The organism is Serratia sp. ME47 (assembly GCF_903970925.1).
Taxonomy (GTDB): Bacteria; Pseudomonadota; Gammaproteobacteria; order Enterobacterales; family Enterobacteriaceae; genus Serratia; species Serratia ureilytica.
In genome coordinates this window covers 22,744-45,896 of record NZ_CAJCKE010000032.1, presented here as the reverse complement: position 1 = coordinate 45,896, position 23,153 = coordinate 22,744, and the positions used below count along the sequence as shown (strand labels likewise).

Annotated in this window: 21 protein-coding genes and 1 tRNA gene; 12 read left to right on the top strand and 10 right to left on the bottom strand. The window is 62.4% G+C overall.

The annotated features are described in order from the left end of the window. Positions 1 to 47: 47 nt before the first annotated feature. Positions 48 to 123, bottom strand: a tRNA-Asn gene (locus tag H7A77_RS22530). Positions 124 to 579: 456 nt separating this feature from the next. On the opposite strand from H7A77_RS22530, the gene H7A77_RS22525 reads away from it, so the two are divergent. The 5 genes from H7A77_RS22525 (at position 580) to H7A77_RS22505 (ending at position 5,619) form a co-directional block, all read left to right on the top strand. Next, entirely contained in the window at positions 580 to 1,698 is a 1,119-nt protein-coding gene (locus tag H7A77_RS22525) for a branched-chain amino acid ABC transporter substrate-binding protein (RefSeq protein WP_016927040.1), read from the top strand. 124 nt (positions 1,699 to 1,822) lie between these two features. Next, on the top strand, positions 1,823 to 2,737 hold the full coding sequence (locus H7A77_RS22520) for a branched-chain amino acid ABC transporter permease (RefSeq protein ID WP_033643752.1): 915 nt from the start codon (positions 1,823 to 1,825) through the stop codon (positions 2,735 to 2,737). Between the two features lie 10 nt (positions 2,738 to 2,747). After that, positions 2,748 to 4,034, top strand: a complete 1,287-nt coding sequence (gene livM / locus H7A77_RS22515; protein WP_042785016.1) for a high-affinity branched-chain amino acid ABC transporter permease LivM — start codon at positions 2,748 to 2,750, stop codon at positions 4,032 to 4,034. Further along, complete coding sequence (locus tag H7A77_RS22510) at positions 4,031 to 4,906, top strand: ABC transporter ATP-binding protein (RefSeq protein WP_033651873.1); 876 nt, start codon at positions 4,031 to 4,033, stop codon at positions 4,904 to 4,906. The genes livM and H7A77_RS22510 overlap by 4 nt, the downstream gene beginning before the upstream one ends. Then, positions 4,903 to 5,619, top strand: a complete 717-nt coding sequence (locus tag H7A77_RS22505; protein ID WP_033643749.1) for an ABC transporter ATP-binding protein — start codon at positions 4,903 to 4,905, stop codon at positions 5,617 to 5,619. The genes H7A77_RS22510 and H7A77_RS22505 overlap by 4 nt, the downstream gene beginning before the upstream one ends. Positions 5,620 to 5,648: 29 nt before the next feature. Here the strand turns inward: H7A77_RS22505 and H7A77_RS22500 are convergent, their stop codons facing one another. Further along, positions 5,649 to 6,068, bottom strand: coding sequence for a helix-turn-helix domain-containing protein (locus H7A77_RS22500; RefSeq protein ID WP_164106609.1), 420 nt, complete (start codon positions 6,066 to 6,068; stop codon positions 5,649 to 5,651). Positions 6,069 to 6,154: 86 nt separating this feature from the next. Between H7A77_RS22500 and H7A77_RS22495 the strand changes: the two genes are divergently transcribed. Then, on the top strand, positions 6,155 to 7,087 hold the full coding sequence (locus tag H7A77_RS22495) for an aromatic alcohol reductase (protein WP_147879950.1): 933 nt from the start codon (positions 6,155 to 6,157) through the stop codon (positions 7,085 to 7,087). Positions 7,088 to 7,104: 17 nt separating this feature from the next. Here the strand turns inward: H7A77_RS22495 and H7A77_RS22490 are convergent, their stop codons facing one another. Next, positions 7,105 to 7,791: an aspartyl/asparaginyl beta-hydroxylase domain-containing protein gene (locus H7A77_RS22490; RefSeq protein ID WP_182074679.1), complete on the bottom strand. Its 687-nt coding sequence runs from the start codon at positions 7,789 to 7,791 to the stop codon at positions 7,105 to 7,107. Between the two features lie 260 nt (positions 7,792 to 8,051). Here H7A77_RS22490 and H7A77_RS22485 point away from each other — a divergent pair, with 260 nt between their 5' ends. The 6 genes from H7A77_RS22485 (at position 8,052) to H7A77_RS22460 (ending at position 14,971) form a co-directional block, all read left to right on the top strand. Then, entirely contained in the window at positions 8,052 to 9,242 is a 1,191-nt protein-coding gene (locus H7A77_RS22485) for a sugar transporter (RefSeq protein ID WP_042785012.1), read from the top strand. A gap of 171 nt (positions 9,243 to 9,413) precedes the next feature. Further along, the gene (locus H7A77_RS22480; RefSeq protein WP_089192009.1) at positions 9,414 to 10,811 is read left to right on the top strand and encodes an MFS transporter; all 1,398 of its coding nucleotides are present in this window, start codon (positions 9,414 to 9,416) and stop codon (positions 10,809 to 10,811) included. Between the two features lie 142 nt (positions 10,812 to 10,953). Continuing rightward, the gene (locus H7A77_RS22475; protein ID WP_089192008.1) at positions 10,954 to 11,784 is read left to right on the top strand and encodes an alpha/beta fold hydrolase; all 831 of its coding nucleotides are present in this window, start codon (positions 10,954 to 10,956) and stop codon (positions 11,782 to 11,784) included. 9 nt (positions 11,785 to 11,793) lie between these two features. Then, positions 11,794 to 12,219: a DoxX family protein gene (locus tag H7A77_RS22470; RefSeq protein WP_033651867.1), complete on the top strand. Its 426-nt coding sequence runs from the start codon at positions 11,794 to 11,796 to the stop codon at positions 12,217 to 12,219. After that, entirely contained in the window at positions 12,212 to 13,822 is a 1,611-nt protein-coding gene (locus tag H7A77_RS22465) for an MFS transporter (RefSeq protein WP_089192007.1), read from the top strand. The genes H7A77_RS22470 and H7A77_RS22465 overlap by 8 nt, the downstream gene beginning before the upstream one ends. Before the next feature lie 96 nt (positions 13,823 to 13,918). After that, positions 13,919 to 14,971, top strand: coding sequence for a nitronate monooxygenase family protein (locus tag H7A77_RS22460; RefSeq protein WP_089192006.1), 1,053 nt, complete (start codon positions 13,919 to 13,921; stop codon positions 14,969 to 14,971). Between the two features lie 45 nt (positions 14,972 to 15,016). Here H7A77_RS22460 and H7A77_RS22455 read toward each other — a convergent pair whose 3' ends face one another. From H7A77_RS22455 to H7A77_RS22425, 7 genes are all read right to left on the bottom strand, one after another. Beyond that, positions 15,017 to 16,303, bottom strand: a complete 1,287-nt coding sequence (locus H7A77_RS22455; RefSeq protein WP_255443900.1) for an alginate export family protein — start codon at positions 16,301 to 16,303, stop codon at positions 15,017 to 15,019. 44 nt (positions 16,304 to 16,347) lie between these two features. Beyond that, a complete protein-coding gene (locus tag H7A77_RS22450; RefSeq protein ID WP_033651863.1) occupies positions 16,348 to 17,247 on the bottom strand; it encodes a VOC family protein in 900 nt (299 codons plus the stop codon). A 479-nt stretch (positions 17,248 to 17,726) separates the two neighbouring features. After that, on the bottom strand, positions 17,727 to 18,086 hold the full coding sequence (locus H7A77_RS22445) for a DUF805 domain-containing protein (protein WP_046896410.1): 360 nt from the start codon (positions 18,084 to 18,086) through the stop codon (positions 17,727 to 17,729). Next, positions 18,079 to 18,528 carry a hypothetical protein gene (locus H7A77_RS22440; protein WP_108681446.1) on the bottom strand — a complete coding sequence of 150 codons (450 nt, stop codon included), beginning with the start codon at positions 18,526 to 18,528 and terminating at the stop codon, positions 18,079 to 18,081. The genes H7A77_RS22445 and H7A77_RS22440 overlap by 8 nt, the downstream gene beginning before the upstream one ends. After that, complete coding sequence (locus H7A77_RS22435; RefSeq protein ID WP_182074677.1) at positions 18,525 to 19,106, bottom strand: hypothetical protein; 582 nt, start codon at positions 19,104 to 19,106, stop codon at positions 18,525 to 18,527. Before H7A77_RS22435 ends, H7A77_RS22440 begins: the two co-directional genes overlap by 4 nt. A 188-nt stretch (positions 19,107 to 19,294) precedes the next feature. After that, on the bottom strand, positions 19,295 to 21,490 hold the full coding sequence (katG, locus tag H7A77_RS22430; protein ID WP_182074676.1) for a catalase/peroxidase HPI: 2,196 nt from the start codon (positions 21,488 to 21,490) through the stop codon (positions 19,295 to 19,297). A gap of 259 nt (positions 21,491 to 21,749) precedes the next feature. Beyond that, the gene (locus H7A77_RS22425) at positions 21,750 to 23,153 is read right to left on the bottom strand and encodes a coniferyl aldehyde dehydrogenase (RefSeq protein ID WP_182074675.1); all 1,404 of its coding nucleotides are present in this window, start codon (positions 23,151 to 23,153) and stop codon (positions 21,750 to 21,752) included.

Genomic DNA, 23,153 nt, shown 5'->3' with positions numbered 1-23,153 from the left:
AAAGCAAAAAGCCCGCTTAAGTTTCCTTAAGCGGGCTTCTCTAAATATGGCTCCTCTGACTGGACTCGAACCAGTGACATACGGATTAACAGTCCGCCGTTCTACCGACTGAACTACAGAGGAATCGTTGGAACGGGGCGAATAATAGCGGGGCATCCGGGGTTTGTCAAAGCGCTAAACTGCAAAAAAAGCGCGTTTGCTGAGGGAATGAGCACCTTGCGCTGTTTTTCGGCATTTTCCATCGCTATGCGTTGATTTTTGCATCCCAAATCGTTTTGACGCCGCTTGCACACGCCTTTGCACGGCGATGGTGCAGGGCCGTTCTCCCACCCATACTTCCACTCGCGCTAACCGTATTGGCCAGACCCTGGTTAACGCCGCCACACGCCGCGCCGCAACTGATATGTAGGATGAATAAGCAAACAATATGTATTCGTCGTCACAATGGCTGGTTTTTTGCTTACCCATTTTTGGGGAATGCGACTGCGCTCTCAAGAAAATTATTTTCCCCGTCTACACATAAAGTGACTGATCCGCGCCCCAGGGCGTTTCGCTACAACAGTGCTGAGGAAGATAACAATGTCATCGAAATTGATAAAAAGTCCGCTCGCTGCTTTGCTCATCGGTTGTTTAGGTACGGCGTTTTCCGCGCAGGCCGATATCGTCATCGGCGTCGCCGGGCCGTTCTCCGGGCCGAACGCCACCTATGGCGATCAGTATTGGCGCGGGGCTTCGCAGGCGGCGGCGGACATCAACGCCGCCGGCGGGATCAAAGGGGAAAAAATCAAACTGGTGCAGGGGGATGACGCCTGCGAACCGAAACAGGCGGTCGCGGTCGCCAACCGGCTGGTGGATCAGGACAAGGTGTCGGCGGTGGTCGGCCACTTCTGTTCCTCATCCACCATGCCCGCCTCCGAGGTGTATGACGAGGCCGGCATCATCGCCATTACTCCCGGTTCCACCAACCCGCAGATCACCGAGCGCGGCATGAAGACCATGTTCCGCATGTGCGGGCGCGACGATCAGCAGGGCGTCATCGCCACCAACTACATGCTGGATACCCTGAAGGCCAAACGCATCGCGGTGATCCACGATAAAGACACCTACGGCCAGGGGCTGGCGGACGCCGCCAAGGCGGCAATGAACAAGCGCGGGGTTAAAGAGGTGCTGTATGAGGGGCTGTCGCGCGGCGAGAAAGACTTCAACGCCCTGGTGACCAAGATCGCCTCGGTCAAGCCGGACGTGGTCTACTTCGGCGGTTGCCATCCCGAAGCCGGGCCGCTGGTGCGCCAGATGCGCGAGCAGGGCGTGACCGCCAAGTTCTTCTCCGGCGACTGCGTGGTGACCGAAGAGCTGGTGACCGCCGCCGGCGGGCCGCAGTACACCAACGGCGTGCTGATGACCTTCGGCAACGATCCGCGCCAGATCGCGGAAGGCAAGGCAGTGATCGCCAAGTTCCGCGCCAGCGGCTTTGAGCCGGAAGGGTACACCCTTTACTCCTACGCTTCGATCCAGGCGATCGCCGCCGCCTTCAACGCCACCGGCGGCAAAGACAGCGCCAAGGCCGCCGAATGGCTGAAGTCGCACGATGTTGACACCGTGATGGGTAAAAAAGCCTGGGATCAGAAGGGCGATCTGAAGGTCTCGGATTACGTGGTCTATCAATGGGATGACAAGGGCAAATATCACCAACTGTAAACGGCCGAACATTGAGGGTGTGACCCTATGACCGACGGGCCGCCGCCTTGGCGCGCCCGTTCCGCGACTACCTTTGGGCCGCGTCGGACTGCGTTGGCGGCCTTACCAGGCGAGACTGCTCATTATGGATGTATTCTTTCTGCAACAGCTGATCAACGGCCTGACCCTCGGCGCGGTGTATGGCCTGATCGCCATCGGCTACACCATGGTTTACGGCATCATCGGCATGATCAACTTCGCCCACGGCGAGGTGTACATGATCTCCGCCTACCTGTGCGCCATCGGTCTGGCGCTGCTGTCGTTCTTCGGGCTGCAATCGTTCCCGCTGCTGATCCTCGGCACGCTGGTATTCACCATCGTCATCACCGGGGTGTACGGCTGGGTGATCGAGCGTATCGCCTACAGGCCGCTGCGCAACTCCACCCGCCTGGCGCCGCTGATCTCCGCCATCGGCATGTCGTTAATCCTGCAAAACTATGCGCAGATAAGCCAGGGGCCGCGCCAGCAGGGCATCCCGACGCTGCTGAGCGGCGTGTTCCGCCTGGAATTCGACGGCGGCGTGGTGCAGATCACTTATACCAAGGTGTTCATTCTGGTGGCGTCGCTGCTCGGCATGGCGATCCTCACCTACATCATTCAGCGCACCCGGCTGGGGCGCATCTGCCGCGCCACCCAGCAGGATCGCAAAATGGCCTCGATTCTCGGCATCAATACCGATCGGGTGATCTCGCTGGTGTTCGTGATCGGCGCCGCCATGGCCGGGCTGGCCGGGGTACTGATCACCATGAACTATGGCACCTTCGATTTTTACGTCGGCTTTATCATCGGCATCAAGGCCTTCACCGCCGCGGTGTTGGGCGGCATCGGCTCGCTGCCGGGCGCGATGCTGGGCGGGCTGCTGCTCGGCGTGGCGGAGGCGCAGTTCGCCGGCATGGTGAATTCGGATTACAAGGACGTGTTCTCCTTCGGGTTGCTGGTGGCGATCCTGATCTTCCGCCCGCAGGGCCTGCTCGGCAGGCCGCTGGTCGCCAAGGTTTAAGGAGAACGCCATGTCGCAATCCGCAATCAACGGCGGGCTGAACGTCAAACGCAGCCTGCTGGATGCCGTTTTGGCCGGGCTGATCGCCCTGATCGTGTTCGGGCCGATCGTCGGCATCGTGCTGAACGGCTACAGCTTTAACTTCGAGCCGCACCGGCTGGTGTGGATCATCGTCGCGGTGATGGCCGGGCGGCTGCTGCTGAGCCTGTTCCTGCAAACCGCGCCGGGCCGCAAGGTGCTGGCGCGCTTCGACGGCGGCAACGACGGCGTGTACGTGCGTCCGCTGGGGTATAAATCCAATCTGCGCTGGTTCCTGCCGCTGATGGCGGCGATCGCGCTGCTGTTCCCGTTCGTCGCCACCAAATACCTGCTGACGGTGGCGATCCTCGGCCTGATCTACGTGCTGCTCGGACTGGGGCTGAACATTGTGGTCGGGTTGGCGGGGCTGCTCGATCTGGGGTACGTGGCGTTTTACGCCATCGGCGCCTACGGGCTGGCGTTGGGCTACCAGTATCTCGGGCTCGGTTTTTGGGCGATGCTGCCGCTCGGGGCGCTGATGGCGGCGTTGGCGGGCGCGCTGCTGGGCTTTCCGGTGCTGCGGATGCACGGCGACTATCTTGCCATCGTCACGCTCGGGTTCGGCGAGATCATCCGGCTGGTGCTGAACAACTGGATGTCGCTCACCGGCGGGCCGAACGGCATTTCGGTGCCGGCGCCGACGGTGTTCGGCCTGGAGTTCGGCCGGCGCGCTAAAGACGGCGGGGTGCCGATCCACGAGTTTCTCGGCATCGATTACAATCCCAATCTCAAGTTCATCTTCATCTACGCGATGCTGTTTTTGGTGGTGCTGCTGGTGCTGTACATCAAGCACCGGCTGACGCGCATGCCGATCGGCCGCGCCTGGGAGGCGCTGCGCGAGGACGAGATCGCCTGCCGCTCCCTCGGGCTGAACCACGTGCTGGTGAAGCTGTCGGCGTTTATGCTGGGCGCTTCCACCGCCGGGCTGGCGGGGGTGTTTTTCGCCACTTACCAGGGGTTCGTCAACCCGACCTCGTTCACCTTTTTCGAGTCGGCCCTGATTCTGGCGATCGTGGTGTTGGGCGGCATGGGCTCCACCCTCGGCGTGGTGCTGGCGGCCTTTGTGCTGACGGTGGCACCGGAGCTGCTGCGCAGCTTCGCCGAATACCGGGTGCTGCTGTTTGGCGTGCTGATGGTGGCGATGATGATCTGGCGGCCGCGCGGGCTGGTGCGCATCAGCCGCGCCAGCTTTGCGGAACGCAAGGGGGTGGCGCCATGAGCGACGCCATTTTGCGGGTGGAACACCTGATGATGCGCTTTGGCGGCATCAAGGCGCTGAACGACGTCAATCTGGAGGTGGAGCGCGGTTCCATCACCGCCCTGATCGGCCCCAACGGCGCCGGCAAGACCACGGTGTTCAATTGCCTGACCGGTTTCTATCGCGCCACCGGCGGCGCGATCCTGCTCAATACCCACAAGCGGCCGACCGACGTGATCCAGGTGCTGGGGCAGAAGTTCCGCGCCGGCGACTGGATACGCCCGAAGCGGCTCGGTTCACGCCTCTATTACAAGATGTTCGGCGGCACTCACCTGGTCAACCGCGCCGGGCTGGCGCGCACCTTCCAGAATATCCGCCTGTTCCGCGAAATGTCGGTGGTGGAGAACCTGCTGGTGGCGCAGCACATGCAGAGCAACCGCAATCTGATCGCTGGGGTGCTGAATACGCCGGGCTACCGCCGGGCGGAAAGCGCCGCGCTCGATCACGCCTTCTACTGGCTGGAGGTGGTGGATCTGGCGGACTGCGCCAACCGGCTGGCGGGGGAGATGTCCTACGGCCAGCAGCGGCGGCTGGAGATCGCGCGCGCCATGTGCACCGCGCCGGAGATGATCTGCCTCGACGAACCGGCCGCCGGGCTGAACCCGGTGGAGACGGCCGCGCTGAGCCGCATCATCCGCTTCCTGCGCCGGGATCACGGCATCACGGTGCTGCTGATCGAGCATGACATGGGCATGGTAATGGAGATCTCCGATCGGGTGATCGTGCTCGATCACGGCGATGTGATCGCCCGCGGCACGCCGCAGGAGATTCAGCACAACGAGGCGGTGATCGCCGCTTACCTGGGCGCGGACGAAGAGGAGCTGGCGGGATGAGCGAAACGATGTTGGAATTTCGCGAGGTCGATGTGTTTTACGGGCCGATCCAGGCGCTGCGCCAGGTGTCGCTGCAGGTGAACGCCGGGGAGACGGTGGCGCTGATCGGCGCCAACGGCGCGGGCAAGTCCACGCTGTTGATGTCGATCTTCGGTCAGCCGCGTATCGCCGGCGGGCAGATCCTGTTTCGCGGCGAGGACATCAGCCGCCGCTCCACGCACTTTGTTGCCAGCAGCGGCATCGCGCAGGCGCCGGAGGGGCGGCGCATCTTTCCGGACATGAGCGTGGAGGAGAACCTGCTGATGGGCACCATCACCGTCGGCAATCGCTACCTGGAAGAGGATTTGCCGCGCATGTTCGAGCTGTTTCCGCGCCTGAAAGAGCGGCGCAACCAGCGGGCGATGACCATGTCCGGCGGCGAACAGCAGATGCTGGCGATCGCCCGCGCGCTGATGAGCCGGCCGAAGCTGTTGCTGCTGGACGAGCCGAGCCTGGGGCTGGCGCCGATCGTGGTGCGGCAGATCTTCGGGGTGCTGCGCGAACTGACCCGCAGCGGCATGACGCTGTTTCTGGTGGAGCAGAACGCCAACCATGCGCTGAAACTGTCCGATCGCGGCTATGTGATGGTCAACGGCCAGATCCGCCTCACCGGCAGCGGGGAAGAACTGTTGAACGATCCGCAGGTGAGAAAGGCGTATCTGGGCGGCGGCTGACAGCCGCCTGCGGGCAGGGAAGCCCGCGTTCATTTTTCGGCGTCGCGCTCTTGGCCATCGTAGTGCGAGCGGGCTGCCCTGAAGGCGTCGGCGGAGGAGATAATCCACGACCAGAGCGGCAGCATGTTGAGCAGCATTTCTTCCCCGGCCTCGGTGATGGTGTAAACCACGCGGGGCAGTTTTTCCTGATAATCGCAGCGCGATATCAACCCATCCCGCTCGAGATGGCGCAGCGTCCGCGTCAGCATTCTCTGCGTCACGCCCGCTAATTGGCGGCCTAGTTCGCCGTGGCGCAGCGGCCCGTGGGTGCCCAGGAGATGCAATACGCCCAGCGACCAACGGTTGCCCGCATGCGCGAGGATCTCGCGCTTCAACCCTTCATCGTCGTTGCTCAGTTCTTCACAGAACGCCTGCGAAAATTGCAGCAGCGCTTCCCGATCGCTCGTCATAGTCCTCCCCGGTATCACGCGTGTACCTAATTGAACCCGTTTTTGTCAGCTGTCAGGATGACGCAGTGTCAAGACAGGAGGCAAGCATGAAATCCACAAATCCATCCATCAATACCGTGCTCATACTCGGCGCCGGCGAACTGGGGCTGCCGGTACTGCGAGCGATGAGCCGGCAGGCTCGGTTATCTCCATCTTTAAAAATCAGCGTACTGCTCCGGCCGGAGGCCGCCCGCGCCGTGAGCGGCCCGCTCCGGGTGCGGCGGGATGAGCTGGCGCGGCTCGGGATCGCCGTGGTGGAAGGCGATCTGCAGCAAAGCGGGGTGGAGGCGCTGAGCGTGCTGCTGCGTGGCTTTGATGCGGTAATCAACTGCAGCGGCTTCGTTGGCGGGGCGGGCACGCAGATAAAGATCACCCAGGCCGTTTTGCAGGCCGGCGTGGCGCGCTACTTCCCGTGGCAGTTCGGCGTGGACTACGATGTCGTCGGTAAAGGCAGCGGGCAGCCGGTGTGGGATGAACAGCTCGAGGTGCGTCACCTGCTGCGCGCGCAGAGCGCAACGGAGTGGGTGATTGTTTCCACGGGCATTTTCACCAGCTACCTGTTTGACTCGGGTTTTGGCGTGGTGGATGCGGAACGCAAAACCGTGCGCGCGCTGGGCGATTGGCAGTATGCGGTGACGCTGACCACTCCCGAGGACATTGGCCGGCTGACGGCCGCGATTTTTTTCCATCGGCCCGCGTTTCGCAACCAGGTGGTCTATATCGCCGGGGACACGCTGACCTACCGTGAGCTTGCCGATCTTATGCAGGCGCACTGGGGCGTGGAGGTCAACAGAGTCCTGTTGGACAAAGAGAGGCTGCAGGCGGAGGTGCGGAATCATCCGCATGACGTCGGCGCGAAATACCGGTTGGCTTTCGCCCGACCCGACGGCGTGGCCTGGGATAAGGCGAACACCTTCAATGTGCGCCAGGGCATGGCCGTCACTACCGCCGGCCAGTGGCTGGCTTCTCAGGGCGGTTAATCGCCTGTGCGCCGCAGTCAAAACTGGCGCTGCATCCAGCGCACGTTCAGCCGCACCAGCGCGATGATGGCGCTGGAGAGCAGCCGCAGCCCGCCGGGCATGTCGCGGCGGCGAATATCCAGCAGCAGCACGGTGCGCACCTGCGGGCTGTCGTTCCATACCTCGTGCTCGAAGGTATCGTCCCACAGCATGAACTCCCCCTCGTGCAGCCGATATTCGCGGCCGTCCACCTTCAGCACCGCCGCCGGCGCGCCGTCGGTGCGTTTAGGCATGTCCAGCACCAGATAGCCGCGCAGAATGCCGCGGAACGGGCCGCGATGGGGCGGCACCTGTTTGCCGGGCGCCAGGAAGGAGAGCGACGCGGACAGCACGTCCGGCGAGGAGGCGATCAGCGCCGCCAGCGTCGGACAGCGCGCCAGGTTGCGGGGGATGGGCTGGCCATAGGCCTTCATGATGAACATGCGCCAGTCGCGCGCGTCGTTGGCGGAGATGGACGCCTGCTGGCTCATGATCTCGTGGAAGCGCGGGATATTGTGCAGATCGTGGGCGACCGTCAGCGCCTCTTCGCGGATCTGCCGCCATTGGGCGGTAAAGCGTTCGGCGTCGGGGAAGAGGGCCGCGCTGTCAAGCACCGGCTGGCCCTGGATGCGGCGATCGTAAACACTGCGCAGGGCAAGTACGGACCAATCATAAATCGCGGACATCATAATGACCTCGCCTCAGGAAACGCCAAAGGGACACTGCGCGGGTCTTCGGCGCGGCGCGTGGACGGCCGGGGAAGCGCGGCAGGAAAAATTGGTACGCTTCAATAGATTAGCACAGCATTTTGGCAACCGTGCGTCGGTGAGCGTGTCGATGGGCGGTGAAAAAAACCACACAATTAAAATGTGACGCGTATCGCATTTAGCGGGCCGGTTGGTTAAAATATCGCGACTTGCCCGCACCTGTCCGGATTTTTTTTACCATGGAACACGCTCCCGTTTCCCGCTCAACCGCCTGGTTGCGCGTGGTCATCCTCGCCGTCTCGGCCTTTATTTTCAACACCACCGAGTTTATTCCGGTCGGTCTGCTGAGCGATATCGCCGCCAGCTTTTCGATGCAAACCGAACAGGTCGGCTTGATCATTACCATTTACGCCTGGATCGTCGCCGCCGCCTCGCTGGCGTGCATGCTGCTGACCAGCAAGATCGAGCGCCGCAAACTGTTGATCGGCGTGTTCATGCTGTTTATCGCCAGCCACATACTGACCGCCGTGGCCTGGAACTTTACCACGCTGGTTATCTCGCGCGCCGGCGTGGCGCTGGCGCACTCGGTGTTCTGGTCGATCACCGCCTCGCTGGCGATCCGCGTGGCGCCGCCGGGCAAGAAAGCCCAGGCGCTGAGCCTGCTGGCGGGCGGCACCGCGCTAGCGATGGTGCTCGGGTTGCCGCTCGGGCGCGTGGTCGGGCAGTTGCTCGGCTGGCGCATGACCTTTATCGGCATCGCGGTGTGCGCCACCCTGGCGCTGGTGCTGCTGTGGCGCCTGTTGCCGGTGCTGAAAAGCGAGCACTCCGGTTCGCTGGCCAGCGTGCCGCTGCTGTTCAAGCGCCCGGCGCTGGTGGCGCTGTACATGCTGACCATCATTGTGGTGACGGCGCACTTCACCGCCTACAGCTACATCGAGCCGTTTATCCAGACCGTGGCCGGGCTGTCGGAGAACTTCACCACGCTGATGCTGTTGCTGTTCGGCGCCGCCGGCATCGTCGGCAGCCTGCTGTTCAGCCGCTACAGCGAGCGTTTTCCTTCCGGCTTCTTTATCGGCGCCATTACGCTGCTGGCCTTGAGCCTGCTGCTGCTGTTGCCGGCCGCCGGCAGCGAAAGCCATCTGACGGTGCTGTGCATCTTTTGGGGCATGGCGATCATGGCGATCGGCCTGTCGATGCAGGCCAGAGTCTTGAGCCTGGCGCCGGACGCCACCGACGTGGCGATGGCGATCTTCTCCGGCCTGTACAACTTCGGCATCGGCAGCGGCGCGCTGCTGGGCAACCAGGTGAGCCTGCATCTGGGCATGGGCAACATCGGCTTTGTCGCCGCGCCGCTGGCGCTGATCGCCCTCGGCTGGTGCTTGCTGAGCGCCTACCGCAGCGAACGGCTGCAGCACCACCACAGCCGTTAACCTGCCGATTCGGGATGCCGCTGCGGCATCCCGCGCTACATTTTCCTGCTATAAAACAGGCTGCTGCAGCGTTTTATGCTTAACTTTTTTTCATAGTCTGCTAATTAAAAATTTAACTCCGACGCCGCTTCGCTAGCATAGAAAGTCATCAAAAATGTTAATGCGAGGTTAATGGTGAGTGAATCTGTAGCGGCGTCGCCGATCCATGCGCGGGATTTGGCGGCCAGAATCGACGCCTTGCCCGCGTCGGCCGGCCTGTGGCGCTTTATCATTCTGCTGTCGCTGGGCGGCTTTTTCGAACTCTACGATCTGTTCCAGACCGGCTATATCAGCACTGGCCTTATCGCCGACGGCATTTTCCACACCGGTGCGCAGGGCGTTTTCGGCGTGTCGGATCAGGCGGCCTTTGCCTCCGCCACCTTTCTCGGCCTGTTCGTCGGCGCCAGCCTGCTGAGCCCGTACGCCGATCGCTTCGGCCGGCGCGCCACCTTTATGTTCGCCCTGATCTGGTATGGCGCCTTCTCGCTGCTGTTGGCGTTTCAACAGCAGGCGGAATGGGTGATCTTTCTGCGTTTTCTGGTGGGCGTCGGGCTCGGCATCGAGTTGGTGACCATCGATACCTACCTGACGGAGTGGGTGCCCGCGCACTTGCGCACCCGGGCTTTCGCCTTCGCGTTCTTCGTGCAGTTTCTGTCGGTGCCGGCGGTGGCGCTGATGTCCTGGTGGCTGGTGCCGCAGACGATTTGGGGGCTGAGCGGCTGGCGCTATGTGGTGATCGCCGGCGCGCTGGCTTCGCTGGTGATTTGGCTGGTGCGCAAGGGGCTGCCGGAGTCGCCGCGTTGGCTGGTGCAACAGCGGCGCTATGCGCAGGCCCGGCAGGTAATGCGGGACATGGAACAGCGCTGCGGCGTGGCGGCCGCGGACTTCCCGTCGCGCCCGGTGGACGATGCCGAGGGAGCGCCGCTGCGCGGCCGCTTTCGCGACATCTGGGCGCCGCAATATCGCGATCGCACGCTGATGCTGGTAGTGATGAATTTCTTTCAGGCCATCGGCTTCTTCGGCTTCGGCAACTGGCTGCCGGCGCTGCTGTCGGGCAAGGGCGCGTCGGTCACCCACAGCCTGCTGTACGCTTTCTTTATCACGCTGGCCTACCCGCTGGGCTCGCTGCTGTGCAGCTTCTACGCCGACAAGATGGAGAACAAGTGGCAGATCGTGTTGTCCTGCCTGGTGACGGTGATCTTCGGCTCGCTGTTCGCACTGCAGAACAACCCGCTGTGGCTGATCCTGTGCGGTTTCTTCATCACCTGGTCCAACGCCTGGCTGACCTACAGCTACCACTCGTATCAATCCGAGATCTTCCCGACCCATATCCGCGCCCGCGCCGTCGGTTTCTGCTACTCCTTCAGCCGGCTGTCGACGGTGTTCAGCAGCATCATCATCGGCATTATCTTGCAGTACGGCGGTTCGCTGGGGGTGATCGCGTTTATCGTCGCCAGCATGCTGATCGTGATGCTGGTGATCGGGCTATTCGGCCCAAAAACGCGCGGTATCGATCTGGAAAACATCTGACGTTTTGCGCCGGCGGCGACGCCGGCTTCTTCAGCAAAAAAACTCGCGATCATGCGAAAATTATTCCGTTATCACTGCCTTTGCGCCTGCCGTACTGTTAACCCGTCCAAAATCCAATTCGATACCGAGCGGGGAACACGTCATGAGCACTCTTACCGCGCCCGATGGCGCACGCATTTTCTATAAGGATTGGGGCCGCGGCCAGCCGATCCTGTTCTCGCACGGTTGGCCGCTGTCTGCCGACGCCTGGGACAACCAGATGCTGTTTTTCGGCCAGAGCGGATTCCGCGTGATCGCCCACGATCGCCGCGGCCACGGCCGTTCGGAGCAAACCTGGCACGGCAACGACATCAACCAATACGCTGACGATCTGGCCCTGCTGATCGAAACGCTGGATCTGCGCGATCTGATCCTGGTCGGCCATTCCACCGGCGGCGGCGAAGTGGCGCGCTACATCGGCCGTCACGGCAGCGATCGGGTGGCGAAGGTGGTGCTGGTCGGCGCCGTACCGCCGCTGATGCTGCAAACGCCGGTCAACCCTGAGGGTACGCCGATGGCGGCCTTCGACGGCATTCGCAGCGGCGTGGCGGGCAACCGCTCGCAGTTCTTCAAAGATTTGGCGGTGCCGTTCTATGGCCTCCACTGCGACGAGGTGGAGAGCAATGCGGGGCTGATCGACCACTTCTGGCTGATGGGCATGCAGGGCGGCGTGAAAGGGCAGTACGAGTGTGTGCGCGCGTTCTCCGAAGTGGATTACACCGCCGATCTGCTGGCGATCGACAAGCCGACGCTGCTGGTGCACGGCGACGCCGATCAGATCGTGCCGATCGGTGCCTCGGCGCTGAAAGCCGCTAAGCTTATGCAACAGGCGGAGCTGAATGTTTACGCCGGCGGCTCTCACGGTTTGGCGCAGGCCGATCCCGATCGCTTCAACGCCGATCTGCTGGCCTTCATCCAGAATTCGCCGTTTTAAGGGGGCGCGATGAACCTGACTGTTATCGCCGCCCGCTGCGCGCAGCGGCTGCACGCGCCTGCGGTGCGCTGGGTGCTGCTGCTCGCGATCTGCGCCGCCTATATTCAGGGCGGGCTGGTCAAGGCGCTGAACGTTGAGGGCGCCATCGCCGAGATGACCCACTTCGGCCTGCAGCCGGCGGCGCTGTTCGCCGTGCTGGTGACGCTGCTGGAACTGGCGGCGTCGGCGCTGATCCTGAGCGGTTTTTATCGCTGGCTCGGCGCGTTGGCGCTGGCCGGTTTTACCCTGATGGCGACGCTGATGGCCAATCCGTTCTGGCAGTTCGACGGGGCGGAGCGCGGCCAGATGATGAACGGATTTTTTGAACACCTCGGGCTGGCCGGCGCGCTGTTGCTGGTGGCATTTAACGATTTGAAGGAGCGAACGGATGGCTGAACAGACGGAAAACAAGGCGACGGCGGGCGGCTTCGCGCCGCTGAAAATTCCATTATTTGCGGTGCTGTGGGGCGCCACGGTGCTCGGCAACGTCGGCAGTTTTATGCGCGACGTCGCCAGCTCGTGGCTTATCACCGACCTGTCGAGCAACCCTTCGGCGGTGGCGCTGATGCAAACCGCCGCCACGCTGCCGGTGTTCCTGCTGGCCATCCCGGCCGGGGTGCTGTCGGACATTCTCGACCGGCGACGCTTTCTGATCTTCGTGCAAATTCTGCTGGCCTGCGTCAGCGGCAGCCTGTTGCTGCTGTCACAGACCGGCGCGCTGACGGTGGAATACCTGCTGGCGCTGACCTTCGTCGGCGGCATCGGCGCGGCGCTGATGGGGCCGACCTGGCAGGCGATCGTGCCGGAGCTGGTGCCACGCGCCGAGCTGAAAAACGCCGTGGCGCTGAACTCGTTGGGCATCAACATCGCCCGCTCCATCGGCCCGGCGGCCGGCGGTTTGCTGCTGGCCAGCTTCGGCGCCGGCGCGGCCTACGGCGCGGACGTGATGAGCTATGTGCTGGTGATCGCGGCGCTGCTGTGGTGGAAGCGGCCGAAGGTTGAGGACAGCGGCCTGTCGGAACACTTCTTCGGCGCCTTCCGCGCCGGGCTGCGCTATGCCCGTTCCAGCCGCGAGCTGCATGTGGTGTTGCTGCGGGCGGCGGTGTTCTTCGCCTTCTCCAGCTCGGTTTGGGCGCTGCTGCCGCTGGTGGCGCGCCGCATGCTGGGCGGCAGCGCCGGTTTTTACGGCGTCCTGCTGGGGGCGGTGGGCGCCGGGGCGATCCTTGGGGCTATTGTGCTGCCGCGTCTGCGCCAGCGGCTGAACGCCGACGGGCTGGTGTTGCTGGCGGCGGTGCTGACGGCGGCGGTAATGGCGGCCCTGTCGCTGGCGCCGCCGCAGTGGTTGGCGGTGGTGCTGCTGTTGGTGCTGGGCGCCGGCTGGATCATTGCGCTGACCACGCTCAACGGCGCGGCGCAGGGCGTGCTGCCTAACTGGGTGCGCGGCCGCGGCCTGGCCATCTATCTGATGGTGTTCAACGGCGCGATGGCGGCGGGCAGCCTGTTGTGGGGGCTGGTGGCGCAGGAGCTGGGCGTGGCCGCCACGCTGCTGGTCGGCGGCGTCGGCCTGTTGGCGGCGGGGCTGCTGTTCCACCGCCTGCGTCTGCCGACCGGCGAGGCCGATCTGCAGCCGTCGAACCATTGGCCGGAGCCGTTGGTTAACACGCCGGTCGAGAACGATCGCGGCCCGGTGATGATTCAGGTGGAGTACCGCATTCGCGAGCAGGATCGGCCGCAGTTCTTGCGTACGCTGCTGATGCTGGAGCGGGCGCGTCGCCGCGATGGCGCTTACGCCTGGGGCATCACCGAGCACACCGGCGATCCGGAATGCATCATGGAGTGGTTCCTGGTGGAGTCCTGGGCAGAGCATCTGCGGCAGCACCAGCGGGTATCGCACGCCGACGCCGATCTGCAGCAGGAGGCGCTGGGCTTCCATATCGGCCCTGAGAAACCGGTGGTGCATCACTTCCTGTCGCTCGACCGGCGTCAGGTGAAGCATTAACTGCACGGCCAGGTGGTGAGAAGGTGCTATGCTTTTGGTCGGTTCGGCGGCGCGGCCGCCGTAAGACGAATGTAGTCAGCACAGGGAGACATATTGATGACGGCACCTTCTGCTTTTGCCCGCGAGCTTGGGCTGCGCTATCCGATCGTTCAGGGGCCGATGAACGGCGCGTCGCCGCCGGCGCTGGCGGTGGCGGTGAGCAACGCCGGGGCGCTGGGATCGTGCGCGGCGGCGCTGTTTTCCCCGGCGGTGATCCTCGAGCGCGTGCAGCAGATCCGCGCGCAGACCGCCGCGCCGTTCAACATCAACCTGTTTCTGCTCGATGAGCAGCACCCGGATCTCGCCGAGCTCAAGCGCGCCCAGCATCAGCTGCGGCCGTTCCGCGAAGCGCTGGGGCTGAGTGAGCCGCCGATCCCCACCCAATTCGCCGAAAACAACCGCGACCAGATCGCGGCCCTGCTGGAGGCTGCGCCGCCGGTGGTTAGCTTCACCTTCGGCGTGCTGCCGCGCGCGACGGTCACGCAGTTCAAGAAGGCCGGCTCGCGGGTGATCGGCACCGCCACCACGGTGGCGGAAGCCCGCGCCTGGGAAGAGGCGGGCGCCGACTTCGTCTGCGTCTCGGGCGCGGAGGCGGGGGGGCATCGCCCGACCTTCCTCGGCGATATCGAACAGTCCTGCGTCGGCCTGATGGCCCTGTTGCCGCAGGTGGCGGCGGCGGTGAAGATCCCGGCGATCGCCGCAGGCGGCATCATGAACGGGCGCGGCATCGCGGCGGCACAATTGCTGGGCGCGCAGGCGGCGCAGCTGGGCACCGCGTTTCTGTGCAGCCCGGAGTCGGGCATCGCCGAAGCCTGGCGAGCGGCGCTGCGCAACGCCGGCGATGACAGCACGCGCCTGACGCGCGCCTTCAGCGGCCGCCCGGCGCGCGGCATCGTCAATGATTTCATGCGGCAGATGCGCGCGGAGGAGGCGCAGGTCCTGCCTTATCCGGTGCAGAACGCGCTCACCGGCGATATTCGCCAGGCGGCGGCCAAGGCCGGACGCGCGGAGTTTATGTCGCTGTGGGCCGGGCAGGGCGTAGGCCTGGCGCGGCCGATGCCGGCGGCGGAGCTGGTCGCCACGCTGGCGGCGGAGCTGGAAGCGGTGTAAGACAGATGAGGCGCCCTGTTCGGCGCCTTTTTTCTTGGCTTGGCGTTAAAAACTGTAGGTGCCCTGCGCCAGCACGAAGTTCATGTTTTTCAGCCCGGCATGGTGCTGCAGGCTGTTGCTGACGTCGAAGTAGACATAGGCCACCTTGAACTGGAGATCGCTTCTCGGCGTCCAGGTGGTTTCGACCTGGTACTGGTTGCCGATAAAACGCGGGCCCTGCGCGCTGCCTTTCACCGGGCGCATCGGGCCGAGGTAGAAGGCATCCTCGCGGCGTTGCCGCCATAACGCGTCCCAGCTGAAGTCGATGGACAGGGTTTGCCACGGCGTGATCGTGACCGAAGGATGGATGGCGATCAGGTTCGCCGGCGCCACCAGCCCGTTCTCGGTCAGGTAGGGCAGCTTGGGATACATGGCGTTAAAGGTATTGAGCTGTCCGTCGTGACCGTTTTTATCGCCGCTGGCGATGCCAATCTTGCCGCCGAAGCGCGGCCGCCAGCGCCAGCCGTTCGCCGTATAGCCGGCGTGCGCCGACGCCGACCAGGCGCGGATGTCGCGCTGTTCCGCGCTGCCGAACTGCCAGGCGGCCTCATTGTCCCAGTCGAAGCCCTGCGCCGCGCCGAAAATGCGCGCGCCGACGGTGTAGCGCCGCTCTTGCCCGCTGAGCTGCGCGTAGTGGGCGTCGTTATCTTCAAAGCCGAAGGTATAAAGATCGAGCGAGGAAGCCAGCGGCGTCAGCGGCGTGGTGCCGTACAGCCCCCATACCTTTTGGCTGTTGTCGGTATCGTCGTCGAAACTGCCGGTTTTGAGCGTAATGGGGTGGCCGATAAAGGCGTCGAGGCGGTTTTTGTCCTTGACCCAACTGGCGCGGATAGCGTCGAAGGAGCGGCGCACGTTGGGGCCGTCGCGGGTGCCCAGCAGGTGCAGCGAGCCCAGCGCAATCTCCTGGCGTCCGATCCGCAGGGTGCCGAGGCCGTAGGCGGTGGGCAGTTTCATATCCACATAGCCCTGGCCGAGGTAGGCATGATCTTCGTCGGTCGGCTTGCGCCCGAGGTCGCGCGGCGTGGCCAGCGACGATCCCACCTGCACATAGGCGCCGACATAGTCGCCGTAGTCGAGGCGCGCGCCAACCAGCAAGCGCTGCATGAAGGTGTCGTCGCGTCCGCCGTTCAGATCCCGCTGATCCGTCCATTCATAGCGCTCGCGCAGTGAACCGTCGAAAGACAACGTGGCCGCATCGCCCAACGGGATGTTTTTCCAGGGGGAAGCGGCGGGCTCCGCCGCCAGCGCGGGGAGCGTGGAGAACAGCAACAGTGCGGGTAGCGTGCGTTTCATCATGGATATCCGAAGAAAAAAGCGCGCCGCAGCGCGCCTTGGGTTTATTTAGCCGTCTGGTGAATTTCGGCGATATAGCCGCCGGGGAAACTCACCAGCGCCGAGGCGCGGCGTTCCGCCGCCGTCGAACGCCACAGCACCTGCGCGCCGCTGGCCGTCGCTTTGGCCAACGTGGCCGACAGATCGTCGACGCCATAGCCGGTGCGCTCATGGCCGAACGGATAAGGCAGATGCCCGTCGGTGACGAAAATGCGCGTTTTGCCGAAGCGGGAGTCCAGTTCGATCTGGCGGATCTTGCCGTTGCCGTTACGGCCGATCGCCGCATCGCTGACTTGCGCGTCGCTCGCCACCTTGGCGTGCGAGAATGCCCGATAGCTGTTCAGGAAGTCGTCGACGCGATAGGCGGAGAGGTACAGGCGGTTTTCCGGCACGCTCAGCAGCGGCTTGTAGTTGGGCGCTTTGGTGTGCCAATAAAGCTGCATGTTGACGCCGCCGGGCCACTGGATCACCGCGTCGCGGCCAATCGGATCGTCGAAGGGTTCGACCTGCACATCGGCGCCGGCGGCCTTGGCTTGCCGAATGGCGGCGTCCATATCCCTGACCAGAAAACCGTTGCGCTCAGCGCCAAACGGATGCGGGATCGGCGTTTTGAAATCGAACACCGAGAAGCTGCCGGCCGGCGTCAGTATCAGCTGGGAGTAGGTTTCGCTGGGCGTGGGCGTGACGTTGACCAGCACGCGTTCGGTGCTGGTGCCGCCGAAGGTTTTCAGGATGCTGTCGACAAAGGCATCCATCTTGCCGCGTTCGACGTAGACATGGGTGGTGTCATACTGCGGCCCCACGGCGACAGACGCCGTATCGGCCGCCCATGACATCGCCGGGAGCAGCAGCGCAAGGGCCGATATCCTCAGCCGACGAGAAGAAATGCCGATAATATGTTGCATGTTGACCTCCAGGTAGCGGTTATTTTCCTGAGTGAAGCGTAATTTCCCATGAGCTTTCCCGTCGGCTGAAAAATAAAAACGAAAAGCGCAATGCGCGCCGTGAAACATTAACGAAGGGCGAACGTCAGGCGCCCAGGCGAATATCGCGCAGGTGCATAACATCTATTTTTATGGCGTAAAACGATGGGGCGCCTTTGCCGGCCAAACCCGCTGCCGCTAAGGGACGGCGATGATGAGACCCGCCTCGCCGCGTGTTGAGGTGTATCGAGGATAATCCATAACGGTCATCTCCTTGATGGGATATATCGCATTAACGATGTGAGTTTACGCTCTTCATTGCCCTCTAAATATAAATACAGCATTAAAAGAATTGCCGCCCATCAAATTTTTATATGACTTGTTGAGTAAATACGAATAAGCGGGAAAAGAGAATATCGCGGCGCCTGACAGGGCTCGCCGAAGCAGGCCGTTGAGGGGGCTTACGCCAGGTTTGGGCGATCGTCGTAAGGGTTGTTGAGGTTCTTTGCGGGAAGGAACAGCGCGAAGATCAGCATCACATAGGGTGTGAAGCAGAACCAGGTCAGGCACCAACCACCGGAGTAACCCGCATCGTGCAAACGGCGCACATTGGCCGCTAGCATAGGCAGCAAAAACGCTGCAAGCGCGAAAATGGAAATCTCATTCATCTTGCTGGCGATAACAGCGAGATAAAGCAGAAACCAAACGTGCTGGCACAAAAGCAGCATTGAGTAAGGCCCACGGCTTTCGCGGCCTGAGTAGGTGAAGGTCTTTTTGTAACAGTTGAGTAGACTATTCAGGATTCTCGGTTGTTTAGACATTGCGTGCTGATTGTCCTGACTTGTTGACGAGCCATAGCGACGAACAGGTTAAAACCAGAGAAATAAGCGCTGGGCCAGCAAGGTTAAACTGTTCAATAGCAATTGCATCCATCGGGATTTTGTTGAGAGGTTCCAGGAACTTGCTCTTAAGTATCAAGATGACGAGAAGGTAGACGAAGTGGATACCCACCCAAGTGCTATAGATCACGGCATATCGTCTAACGGATTTTGATTTTTTTGTCAGTACGATCTGCGTCAGGATGATGACACCGCACAAAATGAAAATCCCGGCGGCCTTAAACTGGGTAACGACCGTTGCTGCAACGTCAGAAACAAACAATGTTTTCCCGGCAAAGTAGAGCTTTGCCATTGGGAGGTGCAGAAAATAACCAATAAAACCATAAATGACTATCAGACTAATGAACAGCATCGTTTTCTTCATTTTTTTAGCTCCTTGGCGCTGCTCAAGGATAACATCAAATTTTTCATTTCTAGTTCAGTACGAATCATTATCAGATTCTTGGTCGTCTTGTTGTATTTTGCCATTGCAGTAGGGGCTGATTGTCCACCGTTGCTCATAATGAATGAGACGTCTTTCCTGCCATAGAGCTTCATCTCTGGGATAGGATCTTGGCCATAAATGTAAGGTGTGGGTACGTTAATCTTATAGGACTTTCCTAAAAATTCGGGGAGGGGTGCTTTTGCTCCATCCAGAGGTGTTATTCTTGTTTCAAATCCGGCGAACTCCAGTGAATAGAGCGTGCTGCCCCCTTGTTTGTCTCTACTGACCAAGTCGTTGCCCATCAGTATCTTAAATTTTTCCCAAATGCCGAGCTGTGTATAGTCGATCTTTCGCCCCTCCCATAAAACCTCTTGTTCCTTACGCAATTGGTAGACGTAGCGCTGGATTTGTACAGCAGAAGGAGAGAAGTGTCCTATGGACGGGAGTCCATTTTTGCTGAAAATTTGTTCTTTAATGATAAATATTCCTGTTTCTCCGTAAACATTAACATCGTCCATGATTACTCCTATTTTATTGATTTTTAATATTTTTAAATTGTCTTTGTATACATTTAATCGCCTAACCTATCATGGGGTTATAAATTTTATCAATCAGTTAGTCATTTTTATGTGTTGTGTCGTCGGTTTTTACCCTCAAATAAAAAAGCCCGCCGACTTACCGTGGCGGGCTTTGTGCTGTCGCTAAGTTACGCCAGATCGAAACGATCGAGGTTCATCACTTTGTTCCAGGCGGCGACGAAGTCGTGGGCGAACTTCTCTTGCCCGTCGGCGCTGCCGTAGACTTCGGCCAGCGCGCGCAACTGCGCGTGCGAACCGAACACCAGATCGACGCGGGTGCCGGTCCATTTGACCGCGCCGCTGCGGCGATCGCGGCCTTCGAACAGGCCGTCCTCACTCGCCGGATGCCAGGTGGTGCCCATGTCGAGCAGGTTGACGAAGAAGTCGTTGGTCAGCGCCTGCGGGCGATGGGTGAACACGCCGTGCTGCGTGCCGCCGACGTTGGCGCCGAGCACGCGCAGCCCGCCGACCAGCACCGTCATTTCCGGCGCGGTCAGGGTCAACAGCTGTGCCTTGTCGACCAGCAGCGTTTCGGCCGGCACGCGGTATTTGCCCTTCAGGAAGTTGCGGAAACCGTCGGCGAGCGGCTCCATCGCCTCGAAGGAGTCCACGTCGGTCTGTTCCTGCGAAGCGTCCATGCGGCCCGGGGCGAACGGCACCGTCAGGGTGAAACCGGCGTTCTTCGCCGCCTGTTCCACGCCCGCCGCGCCGGCCAGCACGATCAGATCCGCCAGCGAGACGCGCTTGCCGCCGGTCTGCGCATCGTTGAAGGCGCGTTGGATGCTCTCCAGCTTGGCCAGCGTCGCGGCAAGCTGCGCAGGTTGGTTGACCGCCCAGTCCTTTTGCGGCGCCAGGCGAATGCGCGCGCCGTTGGCGCCGCCGCGCTTGTCTGAGCCGCGGAAGCTGGACGCGGAAGCCCAGGCGGTGGAGACCAGCGCCGACACCGACAGGCCAGAAGCCAGCACGGCGTTTTTCAGCGCGGCGACGTCCTGCTCATCGATCAGCGGATGATCGACCGCCGGGATCGGATCTTGCCAAATCAGTTCTTCCTGCGGCACTTCCGGGCCGAGGTAGCGCGCGCGCGGCCCCATGTCGCGGTGGGTCAGCTTGAACCAGGCGCGGGCGAAGGCGTCAGCCAGCTCCTCCGGGTGCTCATAGAAGCGGCGCGAAATCTTCTCGTAGGCCGGATCGAAGCGCAGCGACAGGTCGGTGGTCAGCATGGTTGGGCGGCGTTTTTTGTTGGGATCGAAGGCGTCGGGAATGGTTTCACCGATGTCTTTCGCCACCCACTGGTGCGCGCCGGCCGGGCTTTGGCTCAGCTCCCATTCGTATTCGAACAGGTGGCGGAAGAAGTCGTGGTTCCACTGGGTCGGGGTGGTGGTCCAGGTGACTTCCAGGCCGCTGGTGATGGCGTCTTTGCCGACGCCGGTGCCGAAGGTGCTGTGCCAGCCGAGGCCTTGCTGTTCCAGCCCGGCGGCTTCCGGATCGGCGCCGACGTGAGACGCTGGGCCGGCGCCGTGGGTCTTGCCGAAGGTGTGGCCGCCGGCGATCAGCGCCACGGTTTCTTCGTCGTTCATCGCCATGCGGGCGAAGGTTTCACGGATGTCGCGCGCGGCGGCCACCGGATCGGGATTGCCGTCCGGGCCTTCCGGGTTGACGTAAATCAGGCCCATCTGCACCGCCGCCAGCGGGTTTTCCAGATCGCGGTCGCCCGAGTAGCGGCTGTTCGGCCCGCCGCTCAGTTCCAGCCAGATCTTCTCAGAGCCCCAGTAGACGTCGTCCGGCTCCCAGGTGTCGGCACGGCCGCCGGCGTAGCCGAAGGTTTTGAAGCCCATCGATTCCAGCGCCACGTTGCCGGTCAGGATAATCAGGTCGGCCCAGGAGATGTTGCGGCCGTATTTCTGCTTGATAGGCCACAGCAAACGGCGCGCCTTGTCGAGGCTGACGTTGTCCGGCCAGCTGTTGAGCGGGGCGAAGCGCTGCTGGCCTTCGCCTGCGCCGCCGCGGCCGTCGCCGATGCGGTAGGTGCCGGCGCTGTGCCAGGCCATGCGGATGAACAGGCCGCCGTAGTGGCCGAAGTCCGCCGGCCACCATTCCTGCGAGTCGGTCATCAGGGCGTGCAGATCCTGTTTGACCGCCGCCAGATCGAGGCTGTTGAAGGCATCGGCGTAGTTGAAGTCTTTATCCATCGGATCGGACAGGGGGGAGTGCTGGTGCAGCGGTTTCAGGCTGAGCTGATTAGGCCACCAATCCTGATTGGTGGGGCCGTTCTGCGGTGCGGGCTGCTTGCCGCCCGAAAACGGGCATTTGCTTTCAGTTGTCATAATGCGCTCTCTGCTTCCGTAAAGATGCTCCAGCCGCCGGGCGTGGAGCGGTTAACAAGGCATGTGGGTAAGGCTTGCGTCGGGTGTTGCGCTAAATAACTGAACTCAATCGATTTACGTCACCCCCGCCGCCAACGGGCAAAGGGGGACATAGGGCTAAGCTTAGTCAGCGGCGGCGGAGAGATAAAATAGGAATGAGTGAATATTGTGATAGCTTGCGGCGATTTATGGGTGTGCTATTGATAGTCAACGCGCCGCGTTATCGGCGCCGCAACATGAACGCGAGCACCGCGTCCGCCAGCTTGCCGAACGGCGCGCGCAGCAGGTCGGTAAAGCGCCAGCGGCTCTGGATGAAAACGCCTTTGGCGTGGCTCAGCGCCCGAAATCCTTCGATGCCGTGACAGGCTCCCATGCCGCTAGGGCCGATGCCGCCGAACGGCAGATCGTCCTGGGCGAAGTGCAGCAGGGTGGCGTTGATGCTGACGTTGCCGGAGGCGGTGCGCGCCAGCAGCCGGTCCCGATCCTCGCCCGGCGGGCCGAAGTAGTAGAGCGCGAGCGGGCGGGGCGCGGCGTTGATAACGTCGATCGTTTCATCAAAGGCGGCGTAGGTGCGCACCGGCAGCAGCGGCCCGAAGATCTCTTCTTGCATGATCGCGCTGTCATCGGGGGCGCCGACGATAAGCGTAGGGGCCAGCGTGTTCGGCCGTTCAGACGCCGAGTCCGGGCGGTGGCCGACCGGATAGAGTTGCGCGCCGCGCGCCTGTGCGTCGGCAAGCAGCGCTTGCAAGCGGTGGTAGTGCCTGTCGTTGATGATGGCGCCGTAGTCGTCGCCGGTTGGCCCGTCGGGATAAAAGCTTTTAACCGCCGCGTCATAGAGCGCCATGAAGCTTGCCAGATCGTCCTGATGAACCAGCAGGTAATCGGGCGCGATACAGGTTTGGCCCGCGTTCGACAGCTTGCCGAACGCCACGCTCTTGACGTTTCTGGCGTTAACCGCGCCGCGCGCCATAACGGCAGGGCTTTTGCCGCCCAGTTCGAGCGTTAACGGCACCAGATGTTTGCCGGCCGCCTGCATGACCTGACGGCCGATCGCCGTGCTGCCGGTGAACACCAGATGGTCGAACGCCAGCTCGCTGAATCTGGCCCCGACGTCCGGCCCGCCGGTCACGACGGCGACCTCATCGGCGGGAAACAGCGCCGCCAGCATCGTTTCGATCAGGCGGCTGGTATGCGGCGTGAGCTCCGAAGGTTTCAGCATCACGCGGTTGCCGGCGGCCAGGGCGGTGGCCAGCGGGATGAAGGTCAACGAAAACGGGTAGTTCCACGGCGCCATGATGCCAATCACGCCCTTGGGCTGATATTGCACATAGGCGCGTGCGGCCTGATACGGCAGGGCGACGTGGCGGCGCTCCGGCTTCATGAAGCGTTTCAGGTTGCGTAGCAGGTAATCGATCGCCTGAACGGTGACCAGAATCTCCAGAATGTCGGTTTCGTAAGGCGAACGGTGGCCGAAGTCCGCGCTGACGGCCGCCGCCAGCGCGGCGCGCTGGGCCAGAATGGCGCTCCGCAAGCGGCGCAGGGCGGCCTTGCGCTGTTGCATCGTCGGCGCGCCGTCGCGCAGGAAGGCGTGGCGCTGGGCGGCAAGCCGCGGCTCCATCGTCAT